Source organism: Phaeobacter piscinae (assembly GCF_002407245.1).
GTDB lineage: Bacteria > Pseudomonadota > Alphaproteobacteria > Rhodobacterales > Rhodobacteraceae > Phaeobacter > Phaeobacter piscinae.
Genome location: NZ_CP010684.1, coordinates 75,097 through 87,499 on the forward strand (window position 1 = coordinate 75,097; position 12,403 = coordinate 87,499).

A 12,403-nucleotide genomic window follows, 5' to 3' on the forward strand; every position below is an offset into this window, starting at 1 on the left:
CCTGCCGGATTACCTCAGCTCAATCTGGGCTACGGCTGCCTCGGTATGAGCGAGGGCCTGCTCCCGGCTGTCACCGCGGGCCAGCACATAGGCCACCCGCGATGCAGCAGACAACACGGTATCATAGCGGGTTCCGGGTTCGGCAGAGGAATGCACGCGCGTTACGCCTTCTGCTCGCGCGGCGAGGTCCAGTCCTGTGATCGCGTCCAACACCCGGTCCTGCGCGAATATATATCGGATCGCCATCGCCTGCGCGGCGGCGGGGGGCGCACTATAGTCCAGCCCCAAGATTGCGGCAAACGTCTCCTTGAAGACATCGGCACCGGTGGTCTCCAGGGTCAGCTCCCAGATCTGATCGCCGCCATTGCGTGTCTGTGTCTCGATCACATAGACTTCCCCGTCACTCACCTTCACCTCGGTATGGGCAGGTCCGGTCCGGTAGCCGACCGCATCCAGCAATATGCGGACCCGCTCACCGATGCAGGCTGCGTCCTCGTCGCTCAATGCGGCGGGCTGAACATGGCCGCTTTCGATAAAGTAGGGCGCGCCGCTGGTGGATTTTTCGGTGATGGTCAGAATGCGGTGCTCGCCCTCCACCGACATGGTCTCGACGCTATATTCCGCGCCGGGAATAAAGGCTTCGGCCATCAGTTCCTCACGGCCCACCTGCAATGCATGGGACAGCGCAGTGCTGATATCCGTCGTGGCATCGACAAAATAGACGCCTTCGCTGCCTCCGCCCTCCGCCGGTTTGATGACACAGTCACCATGGCGGGCGGCGAAAGTGGCGATCTCTTCCGCAGTCCCTATTCGGGCAAAGGGCACATCCGCAATGCCGCAGGCGCGCAGCGCCTCCCGCATCCGCAACTTGTTGCGGGTCAGCTGTACCGTCGCCACCTGGCAGTTGCTGGGCAGATCCAGCGCCTCAGCGATATGCGCAGCCGTGAGAAAACCATATTCGGCAAAGGAGAATACCGCATCAAATGGCGTTTTACGGTGCAGCGCCTCTGCCAGTGCCACACTGCTGTCGATATCCTCATATTCTGTCACCACGACGGTTTCGGCATGATCCAGGAGGTGATCGGTCAGATGGGCACGGGTTTGAAGTGCGCTGTAGCGCAGCCCCATTTCGCCAATCCGGAAAAAGGTATGGTCACGCCCGCCGACCATCAGGATGTTCTGCATGGGCTTAGACATGACGCCCCCTCTCATCTGTAGTTTTTTCGATGCCCTGTGGGTCGGGGCGGAAGAAATCGCGGCTCATGAACATCGGCGCGATATGCAGAACCGACATGCGCAGCACATGGTTCAGCATTACAAAAGCAGGCTCCAATCCCAACGCGAGCGCTGTCGCAACCATGACCTCGACACCGCCGGGCACCCAGGACATGAACAACACCAGAAACGGCTGACCGGTCAGCAGGCTAAACCCGAACGCCATAGCGATTGTGATGCCAAAAGTGATTGAGGTGACGATCAGCCCGGCCCGCAGGTAGCTGGCAATATCGTGACGGGTGATATCTTTCAGCCGGATGCCGATTAGCCCGCCAAGGAGCGCCATAGCAAACAGCACCAGCGGCTCCGGTACCACAATTGGGTCGCCCCCGAGCCAGAGGTTCACCCCCGCCGCCAGCATCAACCCGGTCACCATATAGGGTGCCGGCATGGCAAAACGTTCCAGCACTCGTCCGGCGATATAGGCGCCTGCTGCCAGCAGCAAGAAAGAGACATACCCGGCCCAAATTGCGGTGTTATCAGGCCCATCAGGCACCGCGGCTATCTCCAGCGTCTCCTCCTGCGGCCCGGCAATCAAAAACACCGCAACCAGTAGCGCAATCATCCGCACCATATGGGCGAAAACCATCTTGGCCGATGTCTTGCCCTCCTCCCCGGTCAAGGTCATTACCGCTGCCATGGCACCAGGCACCGCCCCGAGAAGACTCTCGGTGCGGGTCCATTTCTCGACCCGATATAGCCAGGTGAAACCAACCGCCAACTGCGCTGACATACAGATCAGCAGCCCCGCAAGGATGGTCAGATCCGCCATCCCCTGAAGCATTTCGGCATTGAGCAGCGCACCAACGCTGGCCCCCAGAATGAGCTGGATCACCACGATTGCCGCGGGAGGCGTCGCCAGCGCCAATCCCATCCGGCAGGCTATCAGAACCAGCGCCGCCGCCCCTAGAAGCTGCCCCAAGGGCAGCCCGCTCAGATAGCCGAGAGCTGACCCGGCGCAGGCCAACAGAAGGGTGATAGCAAAATTCCGCAGCATCAACCCACGCTCCGCAGGGTGTCAACCGGGGCCAGCGCAGAGCGGGTGGCGATCCGGGCCTGATGATGAATCACATCAATATTGTTGACCATGTAAAACGTTCCGCAGGTCAGCTGACCCAGCGCAAACAATCCCGGCGAAGGGCGTCCGTCACGGGTGGTGACCCGGCAATCCTCAATCTGAACCTTGATACCGCCGGTTGCATCCCGTTCGGCGAACCCCTGATCCAACAGGCTGCGGATCAGCGGGTTGGCCTCATCCAGCCCCCGTTGCAGACCCGTCGCATTGACCACAGCGTCCACCTCAACAGTGCCATCGGCAAACTCCATGTGATAACATCCCTTACAGAAGGTGACATCGCGCAGACCACTGCGATGGCTCAGCGCACCGCTGGCTTGCAAGCCCGCAATGCGATCCGCATTGGTGCGCGAAATCGGCACCCGCATATTCGACCAGAGCCGATGGAAGTGGCGCAGAAACGCTGACTTTGCACGGTCGCTCAGACTGGCCCAAAGCTGCGGGATCAGCATATTCGTTTCGGCCAGGACGCTCGACACCAGATCATTGTCGGCGCTGTCGACCCCGCGCAGCAGATCGGCAAAACTAACATCCACCCCCTGATGCTGCATCTCAGCTTCAAAGACTTCCATCACCGCCGAAAGTGAAACGCGCCCGCCGTCTGAGCCCTCCCGCAAGGCCGCCAGCCCCTCTGTAGTCAGATGGCCCAGCGTCACCGGACGGTAGGCAGTGACCGCTTTGGGCAGCCCGGCCCGGCGCGACGTTATCAGCATCTTGCGGCCGTCCACACCAAGCGCCACGTCGTAGGCGGTCAGACGGCAGCCCAATATGCCCACCCGCAACTGCTGCAGCGCCTGGAGCCGCGCCGCAGGGTAGGGCGAACGAAAGTAACCGGGGGTGCCGCTGAGCCCATAGGGGTCCGCTTCAAGATTGGTGCCAAGGCACAGATACACCATGTCATAATCGGACCCGCTGCCGTTCCAGGACAGCTGATAGAGCGCATCCGGGCGGCGGCTGGGGGCAATCGCCTCCACTTCGGTTCCGATGATGCGGATCCGCCCACCGGCACCGCGCACCATCCCGCACAGCTCGTCGAACCGGCTTTGCAGGAACCGTCCGAACATCGCCCGCTGCAGGAACCCATCCTCATCCGCCGCTGCCTCCCGGGCACCGGTCTGCACAAGCCAATCACGAAAATCATTGCGGCGCGACAGATACATCAGTTTCAGAGGCCGGTTGAGAAGATTGGTCTCGGCATCCTCCTGATAGGCCACACCGGGCCCGAAACTGCGGCTCTTGTCGAACACATCCAGTGATAGCACCGACAGGTCGGGCAGCGTGGCAACCAGATTTTCCAGCACCGAGACACCGGCATAACCCGCGCCTAGCACGGCGATTTTCATAAGGGACATCCTTTTTTGGGCTTCGTGGATGGGGCGGGTGGGCTGATCAGGCTGCCGCAGCAGTCTGCCACTGGCAGGCACTGTGAAACCAATCCTCCAACTGCCGCAGACGCGCGCGCAACTCGGCCTCATCCCGGCCTTCGACGATGGCATTCAGAATTTCAGCATTGGTGAAGGCCATCTGACCATAATGTCGCCCGACGACGCCGCTCATCCGATAGGCCCGCACAAAGTCAAACGGACAATTTTCCGGCACAGTTTGCAGCACACCTTCTCGTGGCGGCACGCAAAGCTGACCAACCAGCCGCTCCGGCTCCGCCATCATCTGTGGCCTCAGTGTCCGTTGAAAACTGGGATCCCTCATCGCCTTGAGGTAGGTCATGCGCGGATCGATACCCCAGGCCTCGGTCATTTCCTGATTGAAGAACACACCGCCCAGTCGCGAGGCGATCTCCCCCAAAATAATCCGCCCCTCTGGCCTGACGAACACCTCCAGGTGAAACAACAGCGTTGGCGGCGAGGGCATCACTTCTTCGATCAGGCGACGGGAATAGGCGACCAGCCGGTCGCGCAGTGGTGTTGTCGCCTCCAGCATATGCAGGTCATGTGACCGCCCACCAAGGAAATCCAGCGCCGAAGTCATGACTCGAACCGGCGAGACCATGATCGGCTGCCCGGCCACATAAAGCCCGTTGACGATATAGTGGTCCCCCGCAACAAAGCATTCGATCATCGTGTTGTAGAAGGTGGAACTGGATTGCGTCGCCAGCCAGTCCGCCAGAGCCGCATCATCCCGGATCACGCAGACACCGTTGGAGCCGCGCCCGTCCCGGGGCTTCAGGACAACCGGATAACCCAGCCTGTCGACAAAGTGACGGATGTCCAGCGCACTGCGAACCACCGCCATTTCGCTGACTGGCAGACCTGCGTCCCGCGCCCGGATCTTCATTGCATGTTTGTCACGGAACAACTCTAGCTGCGCCGCAGCATTCTCGGACACTCCAAGGTAGTCATTCACCCGCGCCGCCCGCAGTACGTCGATCTCAGCGAGCGCGACACACAGCGGGTCCGACAGCGATCGCGCAATATCAATCGCCGCCAGTTCAACCTCTGGACTATCGTTGAAATTTTGAAAGAAGCGGATATCCAGCCCATCCTGGGCGCTGCGCGTCAATGCCTCTTTGGCGCTGGCACAGGTTAATATCACACTCTGCGGGCCGATAGCGTCAACCCAATCCGTAACTCCATGTTGTAGAAGGATTTTTGGCGGTAAAAATAGAATAATATTCATGGCAGGACGGAGCCTTTGGTAATGATTCAATAGGCTTTGATGGAAAGTTTCGTTCGCCTATTACGTGTTTTTACGCAACTTACAGGATGTTTATTATCCGTCAAGCGGCAGTTTTGTGAAACTTACACAACGTAAAGGTGAGCGTTTTCCGCCACCACGTCAGGCGGATTTCCCTTTTTCTGGGGCGTTCTTGCGCGGCCAATAAAGCCCGCATCCCATTGCATACAGCGACAAGGTGACCAGATGCCGCAACTGCACAACCACCTCGACAACCCCATAAAGAGGGTCTTCAAAGCATGATGGCCGCAGCGGTTTTCCGCCACGGCCATCGATATCTTTGAGCGACAGAGTCACCCAAAATGATTCACCCGTGATTCTGGCAACCCTCAGGCAACGCCCAGATCCTCCGCCGGACCGAAAAACTCGAAATGGATCCGATCCATATCGACATTCGCCGCCCGCAGCCCTGCGATGGCCATCGCCATGAACCCTTTGGGGCCGCAGATGTAGTAATCGGACATTGCCGTATTGGTATTAGCCGCCAGCCAATCCGGGGTGATCCGCCCCTCGACATCATAGCGCGCCGCTGCACGGTCCGCGTCACTCGGCGTTTCAAGGAAGATCACACTGCGCTTGGCCAAGGATTTGCTGAGCCCCTCCATCGCCAGATTGTCACCATCCACCGCCGCATGCAGGTAGGTGGCGCTGCGATCATTGGCCGCCAGTGTTTCCAGCATGGCGACCATCGGCGTCAGCCCGACACCGGCAGACAGCAACACCACTTCGCCCTCTGGTCGGTCCTTCAGCACAAAATCCCCCGCCGGGGCGGCCACCCGCAGCACGGTGCCCTCGGTCGCCACCTCATGCAGCCAGCCACTGATCACACCACCCGGCTCTCGCTTGACGGAGATCCGGTAGTATTCGCCATTGGGCGCACAGGAGATCGAATAGTTGCGCCGCGCCTTGCCAGTGTCCGGGTGATCAAAATCAAAGGCCAGATATTGTCCCGGTTGATGCCGCAGAACCGGCCCGCCATCCACCGGGCGCAACACGAAAGATTTGACCGAGGCGCTTTCGCGTACAATCCCGGTGATCGCAAATTCGCGCCAGCCCTCCCAACCGCCTTCGGCATTGGCGATATCATCATACATCTTGCGCTCTGCCTCGATCAGCAGGTTTGCCAGGAACCAATAGGCCTCGCCCCAAGCCTCCAGCACCTCCGAGCTTGCGGCCTGCCCCAGTACCGCCTTGATCGCACCCAGCAGTGCGGTGGCCACATGGGTGTAGTGTTCAGGCTTGATCTGCAGGCTGACATGTTTGTTGACAATCCGCTCCACCACGCTGCTCAGCGCGCCCAGATTGTCGATATTGCGGGCATAGCCAAGGATCGCGTTGGCCAGCGCCGCATGCTGGCTGGAGTCACCCTGCTGGTGCGACTGGTTGAACAGCGCCCGGATGTCCTCATCCGCCATCAGGCGGGTATACATCTCCGCCACGATGGCGCCGCCGTGGGCCTCCAGTGCGGGAACGGTTGCGGTCACAATCGCCTTGCTCTGCTCTGACAGGGGCTGTGCCATTGGTCTGATCCTTCTCTGCATTTGCCAAATCCGGGACGTCCGGGCGGCTTTAAAACATTCATCTCAAGTGAATGTATATTTGTGCTATACAAACATTCAACCAGAATGAATATTAAACCCCCGCAGACCCCGCCATCCGGAGCCAGAGATGAAGCTCAATCTGAAAACAGACTATGCCCTCAGACTCCTTATTTTATTGGCTACACGGCCCGATCAGCAGTTTGAAATTGAGACATTGAGCCGCATGCACCAGCTGCCTGCCAGCTCGGTCATGAAGATCATCAGCGAGCTGGTCCGTCACGGCTATGTCCATAGCATTCGCGGCCGCTCCGGCGGGGTCCAAATCGGTCGGAAGCCGTCGGAGATTCGCATCGGGGACGTTGTTCAAGCCATGAACGAACCGATGGAGATCGTCGATTGCAGCAGATGCCTTCTGGTCGGAAACTGCCGTCTGAAAGGTGTCTTATGCGAGGCGGCGCAAGCGTTTACCGATGTGTTGATGGCCTATCATCTCAGTGACCTGATCGCCGCCCCTGCCCCGGTACTGACCCCGCTATTGGACGGTGGTGACGGCGCCGATCCAACGCCTCAGGTGTAACGAGGTGTACAGGGAGAGGCAGCGCGGGTTGCCTGTCATCAGATTGCACCTCGCGGTGTCACCGCCAGACCGGGCTGCCCATGCCGGGCCGCTCACCTAAGGGTTACGCGTCAGGGTCTCAGTTTATTATCGGCGCCGGTGCTTTTTCTCCCGGAACAAAAAACCCCGCCCGGCATCAACTGCCGGACGGGGTTGCGTTGTGTCTGCGTCGATCAGTGCAGATCGAAGCGGTCGGCGGTCATCACCTTGGTCCAGGCGGCGATGAAATCTTCGACGAATTTCTCGCGGTTGTCGTCCTGGGCATAGACCTCGGCATAGGCGCGCAGGATGGAGTTGGAGCCGAACACAAGATCCACATTGGTGGCGGTCCATTTGACATCGCCGCTCTGCCGGTCGGCCACCTCATAGACCTCATCGCCCGCCGCGCGCCAGACATTGCCCATGTCCAGCAAGTTGACGAAGAAATCGGTGCTCAGCGCGCCTTCGCGGTTGGTGAAAACCCCGTGCTTGCTGCCGCCATGGTTGACGCCCAGCACCCGCAATCCGCCCAGCAACACGGTCATCTCCTGCGCCGTCAGCCCCATCAAATGGGCCCGGTCCAGCATCATCTCCACCGCCGAGGCGGCGAAATCACCCTGCAACCAGTTGCGGAAGGCATCATGCACCGGTTCCAGCACCGCAAAGGAGGCGGCATCCGTCGCCTCGGCGCTGGCATCGCCACGACCGGGGGCAAAGGGCACCTCAGCGGCGAAACCGGCAGCCTCCGCAGCGGCCTCAATTGCGACGCCCCCGCCCAGCACGATCACATCGGCAAGGCTGGCGCCGGTCTGCTCGGCAATCACCTCATAGGTTTTCAGCACCCGCTCCAGACGCGCCGGTTCATTGCCGACCCAGTCCTTCTGCGGCGCCAGGCGAATGCGCGCCCCATTGGCACCACCGCGCAGATCCGAGCCACGGAAGGTGCGCGCACTGTCCCAGGCGGTCGCGATCATCTCAGCCTGCGGCAGGCCACAATCGCGTAGCAGCTGCTTGGTCGCGGCGACATCATAGGCTGTGCTGCCCGCAGGCACATTGTCCTGCCAGATCAGATCTTCCTGCGGTGATTCCGGGCCGATGTAACGCTCGCGCGGGCCCATATCGCGGTGCAGCAGCTTGAACCAGGCGCGGGCGAACACATCGGCGAAATAGGCCGGATCCTTGTAGAACCGTTCAGAGATCTTGCGATACTCCGGGTCCTTGATCATCGCCATATCCGCATCGGTCATGATCGGGTTGTGACGGATCGAGGAATCCTCCACATCGACCGGCTTGTCCTCTTCCTTGATGTTGACCGGCTCCCACTGCCAGGCGCCCGCCGGGCTTTTCTTCAGCTCCCAGTCATAGGTGAACAGCAGGTAGAAATAGCCGTTGTCCCATTTGGTCGGATTGGTGGTCCAGGCCCCTTCAATACCGCTGGACATGGTGTCACGCCCATGGCCGGTGCCGTTGCTGTTGCTCCAGCCAAGCCCCTGTTCGGCCAGACCGCCGCCTTCCGGATCAGCGCCAATCGCGTCGGCGCGGCCATTGCCATGCGCCTTGCCGATGGTGTGACCGCCGGCGGTCAATGCCACGGTTTCCTCGTCGTTCATCGCCATGCGTTCAAAGGTGATCCGCACATCCTGCGCCGTGCGCAGCGGGTCCGGTTCCCCACCGACCCCTTCCGGGTTCACATAGATCAGGCCCATCTGCACCGCCGCCAGCGGATTGGCGAGCGAGTCGCGATCCGCGCCGTCCTCATACCGCCCGGCAGCCAGCCATTCCTTTTCCGCGCCCCAATAGACGTCCTTCTCCGGCGACCAGATATCCTCGCGACCAAAGGAGAACCCATAGGTTGGCAGGCCAACGGATTCATAGGCAATATTGCCTGCCAGTGCGATCAGATCCGCCCAGGACAGCGCGTTGCCGTATTTCTGCTTGATCGGCCACAGCAGGCGGCGCGCCTTGTCGAGGTTGACGTTATCGGGCCAGGAATTCAGCGGTGCAAAGCGCTGGTTGCCGGTGGTCGCCCCACCCCGGCCATCCGCCGCGCGATAGGTGCCGGCCGAATGCCAGGCCATCCGCACCATCAGGCCGGCATAGGTGCCCCAATCCGCAGGCCACCAGCTCTGACTGTCGGTCATCAATGCGGTCAAATCGGCCTTCAGCGCCTCAACATCCAGCGATTTTACCGCCTCGCGGTAATCAAACCCCTCTGCCATCGGATCGGTCATCCGGTCGTGTTGGTGCAGAATGTCGAGGTTCAGCGCATTGGGCCACCAATCCGCCACACCGGCGCTGGTATTGGTGTTGCTTCCGTGCAGAACCGGGCATTTTCCGCCTGTGTGTCCGTCACCTTGCTGCATGTTGTCTCTCCTGGGTCTTGGGTCATGATGAGCCGGTGGTCCCCCCTTTGCAGAGCGCTGGGACCGGATCTCTCGGGCAAAGGCTAACAGGGGGGTGTGATTATCAGAAATGATAAATCAGGATTTCTTATATAGAAAATAGCTATCACAGGTCTCGTCCTCCGCTGCGGATCATTCTGACACATGCCACCTCAGCCGGGGTGGAACCCTACATGGGCACCGCTTGCCCGCCCCCGTAAAAACGGATTAAAAACCGCCCCATGATAGACGCACCCTATAACACCAGCCTCACATTACGGCAGCTGCGCTTCCTTGTGGCCGTTGCGGATGAGCTGAATTTCTCCCGCGCAGCAGAGAGATGCTATGTCAGCCAGCCCACCCTCAGCGTCGGCCTGCGGGAGCTGGAGGAGCGACTGGGCGTCACCCTGGCAGAGCGCACCAAACGCTCGGTCATCCTGACGCCGGTTGGCGCCCAGATCGCCGAACGCGCCCGCAAGCTGCTGCAGGACAGCCGCGAGATTGAGGAACTGGCCGCCGCCCAGGCCAGCCCGGAGGGCGGCACCCTGCGCATGGGGGCCATCCCCACAATCGGCCCCTTCCTGATCCCGCGCGCCATGCCTGCGCTGAAATCCAGCTTTCCCGATCTGCAACTCTATCTGCGCGAGGAAATGACCGGCCAGCTGCTGGAGGGGGTCCAAAGCGGGCGGCTGGATCTGGCGATCTATGCCGAACCCTATGCGCCCGCCGGGCTGGACACGCTGCATCTGTTTGACGATGGCTACCATCTGGCGGCCCCGCCAACCGATCCCACACCACCACAGATCCCCGGCGCCACCATTTGCGGCGCGGATCTGGACGGGCGCCAGCTGATGCTGCTGGAGCAGGGGCATTGCCTGCACCGCCACGCACTCAGCGCCTTTCCCGAACGGGATATTCAACAGGATGAGAGCTTTGCCGCCACCTCGCTCTCTACCCTGATTTCGATGGTGAGCGAGGGGCTGGGGATCACCCTCCTGCCCGATCTGGCCATTGATGCCGGGGTGGCAGCAGGTCAGGACGTGGTGATGACGCCGCTAGCCGATGCCTGCCCGCGCCGGGTCACCCTGGCCTGGCGGCCGACCAGCGTGCGCGCCGATCTGTTCCGCAAAATCGGGGCGGTTCTGCGCACCGCCCGCGGATCGCTCGTGGCCCCTTAGAAACCGGGGTATTCCGTCGCAGCCTGCGCGCCGGATCTTACCCCCGCCGGGCAAAGCCGCTAGCCTGCGCCCGACAGCCACAGCAGCCAATCCCCTGCCCCGCCAACACCCGAGCAACACCCGGTGATCTCATGACCTCAGCCCGTCGTTCCCCGCGCTTCAACCGTCGCCGCGCCCTGCAACTGGGCACCGCCGCCGGGGTGCTGGCCCCGCTTGGCCTCGCTGGGGCGCAGATCACCGCCTCGGCCCAGGCAAAAGCGCACGCCAGCACCAACCCCACGACCGCCCCCCTGCCCCTACATATCCAGCAGGCCCGCTACACCATTGCCGACGCCCCGACGGAGGGGCTGATCTCCACCCGCCCTGATGGCCCGCCGCCGGTCCTTCGCCTCAAACAAGGCCAGCCCTTTGCCGCGCGGGTCACCAATACGCTGCCCGATTACACGGCGATGCACTGGCATGGCATCCGGCTGGACAATGCCATGGACGGGGTGCCTTATCTGACCCAGTTTCCCATCGGCCCGGGAGAGAGCTTTGACTATCACTTCACCCCGATGGACGCGGGCACATATTGGTATCATCCGCACTGCATGACCATGGATCAGATGGCCATGGGACTGACCGGCGTGCTGGTGGTGGAAGAGGCGGAAGACCCCGGATTTGACGCCGATGTCGCCCTGAACCTGCGGGATTTCCGCCTGCGCCCCAATGGCGACTGGCTGAAACTCTGGACCGCGCGGGGGGCGGCGCGCTCCGGCACCTTTGGCACCGTGATCACCGCCAATTGGGACAGTGACCCGATCTATGAGGCGCCCACCGGCGGGTTAGTGCGACTACGGCTTGCGGCCACAGATACCGCGCGGATTTACAAACCCTATGTGACAGGCGCCAACGGTCAGGTGATCGCCGCTGATGGTCACCCGCTGCGCGAGGTCATTGACTGGCCCACCGATCAGGCCCCTGCCCTGCTGTCACCCGGCCAACGCCTGGATATCGCGCTGCAGATGCCCCGCATTGAGGGCGCCTATGTCGACGTCATGACCGCCTTTCCCGGCGGGCCGCGACGGCTCGCCCGGATCCGCGCCACCGGGACAAACCTTGGTCGCGATCTGGCTGAGCTGCCCCCCCTGCCCGCCAATGATGTGCCGGAACCCGATCTGGCCAATGCACGGGTTGAGGATCTGATCTTTGGCTGGACGCCCGAAGGCGGCGCACCGCAAAACGGCTACTGCGGTTCGCTGGGCTATACGTTCTGGTCGATCAACCGCAAACCCTGGCCCGGCGATGCCGCCGATCCGGAGACCCCCGGTGCCGGCCCGCTGGCGGTGTTCAATCGCGGCGAAAGCGTCATTTTGCGACTGCGCAATGAAAGCCCGAACGCCCATCCGATCCATCTGCATGGTCTGGTGTTCCGCCCGCTGCGCTCCAACAAGCGGACGCTGCCGTCGAACTGGACCGATACCGCGCTGCTGCTGAAGGACGAAATCATTGAGGTCGCGCTGGTCGCCGACAATCCCGGCGACTGGGCGTTCCATTGCCATGTGATCGAACATCAGAAAACCGGGCTGGCGGGCTATATCCGGGTGCTGGCCTGATTGGCCCTGTCAGCCGTCCTCCAGATAGGGGGACAGCAGCGGCTGCAGGTCGAAGCACCCACGACAGCCGGT

Annotated in this window: 9 protein-coding genes; 3 read left to right on the forward strand and 6 right to left on the reverse strand. The window is 61.4% G+C overall.

Annotated elements, in window-relative coordinates:
• Positions 1-9: 9 nt before the first annotated feature.
• The 5 genes from phaeop14_RS19040 to hmpA all read right to left on the reverse strand — a co-directional run bounded on the left by phaeop14_RS19040 (position 10) and on the right by hmpA (position 6,561).
• On the reverse strand, positions 10-1,197 hold the full coding sequence (locus tag phaeop14_RS19040; RefSeq protein ID WP_158524487.1) for an ATP-grasp domain-containing protein: 1,188 nt from the start codon (positions 1,195-1,197) through the stop codon (positions 10-12).
• Positions 1,190-2,272: an AbrB family transcriptional regulator gene (locus tag phaeop14_RS19045; RefSeq protein WP_071233290.1), complete on the reverse strand. Its 1,083-nt coding sequence runs from the start codon at positions 2,270-2,272 to the stop codon at positions 1,190-1,192. Before phaeop14_RS19045 ends, phaeop14_RS19040 begins: the two co-directional genes overlap by 8 nt.
• Entirely contained in the window at positions 2,272-3,693 is a 1,422-nt protein-coding gene (locus phaeop14_RS19050; RefSeq protein WP_158524521.1) for an FAD/NAD(P)-binding protein, read from the reverse strand. Before phaeop14_RS19050 ends, phaeop14_RS19045 begins: the two co-directional genes overlap by 1 nt.
• A 46-nt stretch (positions 3,694-3,739) precedes the next feature.
• Positions 3,740-4,867, reverse strand: a complete 1,128-nt coding sequence (locus phaeop14_RS19055) for an ATP-grasp domain-containing protein (RefSeq protein WP_244905865.1) — start codon at positions 4,865-4,867, stop codon at positions 3,740-3,742.
• A 503-nt stretch (positions 4,868-5,370) separates the two neighbouring features.
• Positions 5,371-6,561, reverse strand: a complete 1,191-nt coding sequence (hmpA, locus tag phaeop14_RS19065; RefSeq protein ID WP_096790626.1) for an NO-inducible flavohemoprotein — start codon at positions 6,559-6,561, stop codon at positions 5,371-5,373.
• A 148-nt stretch (positions 6,562-6,709) separates the two neighbouring features.
• Between hmpA and phaeop14_RS19070 the strand changes: the two genes are divergently transcribed.
• Positions 6,710-7,159 carry an RrF2 family transcriptional regulator gene (locus phaeop14_RS19070; protein ID WP_096790627.1) on the forward strand — a complete coding sequence of 150 codons (450 nt, stop codon included), beginning with the start codon at positions 6,710-6,712 and terminating at the stop codon, positions 7,157-7,159.
• A gap of 212 nt (positions 7,160-7,371) precedes the next feature.
• Here the strand turns inward: phaeop14_RS19070 and katG are convergent, their stop codons facing one another.
• Positions 7,372-9,540, reverse strand: a complete 2,169-nt coding sequence (katG, locus tag phaeop14_RS19075) for a catalase/peroxidase HPI (protein ID WP_096790628.1) — start codon at positions 9,538-9,540, stop codon at positions 7,372-7,374.
• A gap of 260 nt (positions 9,541-9,800) precedes the next feature.
• On the opposite strand from katG, the gene phaeop14_RS19080 reads away from it, so the two are divergent.
• Together phaeop14_RS19080 and phaeop14_RS19085 are read left to right on the forward strand one after the other, a co-directional pair.
• Positions 9,801-10,736, forward strand: coding sequence for a hydrogen peroxide-inducible genes activator (locus tag phaeop14_RS19080; protein WP_040171834.1), 936 nt, complete (start codon positions 9,801-9,803; stop codon positions 10,734-10,736).
• Between the two features lie 131 nt (positions 10,737-10,867).
• Positions 10,868-12,331, forward strand: a complete 1,464-nt coding sequence (locus tag phaeop14_RS19085; RefSeq protein WP_096790629.1) for a multicopper oxidase family protein — start codon at positions 10,868-10,870, stop codon at positions 12,329-12,331.
• Positions 12,332-12,403: the final 72 nt, after the last annotated feature.

Bases quoted from the DNA above. Each gene is read 5' to 3' on its own strand.
- phaeop14_RS19040 (WP_158524487.1), bottom strand. From the start codon at position 1,197: ATGTCTAAGCCCATGCAGAACATCCTGATGGTCGGCGGGCGTGACCAT.
- phaeop14_RS19080 (WP_040171834.1), top strand. From the start codon at position 9,801: ATGATAGACGCACCCTATAACACCAGCCTCACATTACGGCAGCTGCGC.
- katG (WP_096790628.1), bottom strand. From the start codon at position 9,540: ATGCAGCAAGGTGACGGACACACAGGCGGAAAATGCCCGGTTCTGCAC.
- phaeop14_RS19070 (WP_096790627.1), top strand. From the start codon at position 6,710: ATGAAGCTCAATCTGAAAACAGACTATGCCCTCAGACTCCTTATTTTA.
- phaeop14_RS19045 (WP_071233290.1), bottom strand. From the start codon at position 2,272: ATGCTGCGGAATTTTGCTATCACCCTTCTGTTGGCCTGCGCCGGGTCA.
- phaeop14_RS19085 (WP_096790629.1), top strand. From the start codon at position 10,868: ATGACCTCAGCCCGTCGTTCCCCGCGCTTCAACCGTCGCCGCGCCCTG.
- phaeop14_RS19050 (WP_158524521.1), bottom strand. From the start codon at position 3,693: ATGAAAATCGCCGTGCTAGGCGCGGGTTATGCCGGTGTCTCGGTGCTG.
- hmpA (WP_096790626.1), bottom strand. From the start codon at position 6,561: ATGGCACAGCCCCTGTCAGAGCAGAGCAAGGCGATTGTGACCGCAACC.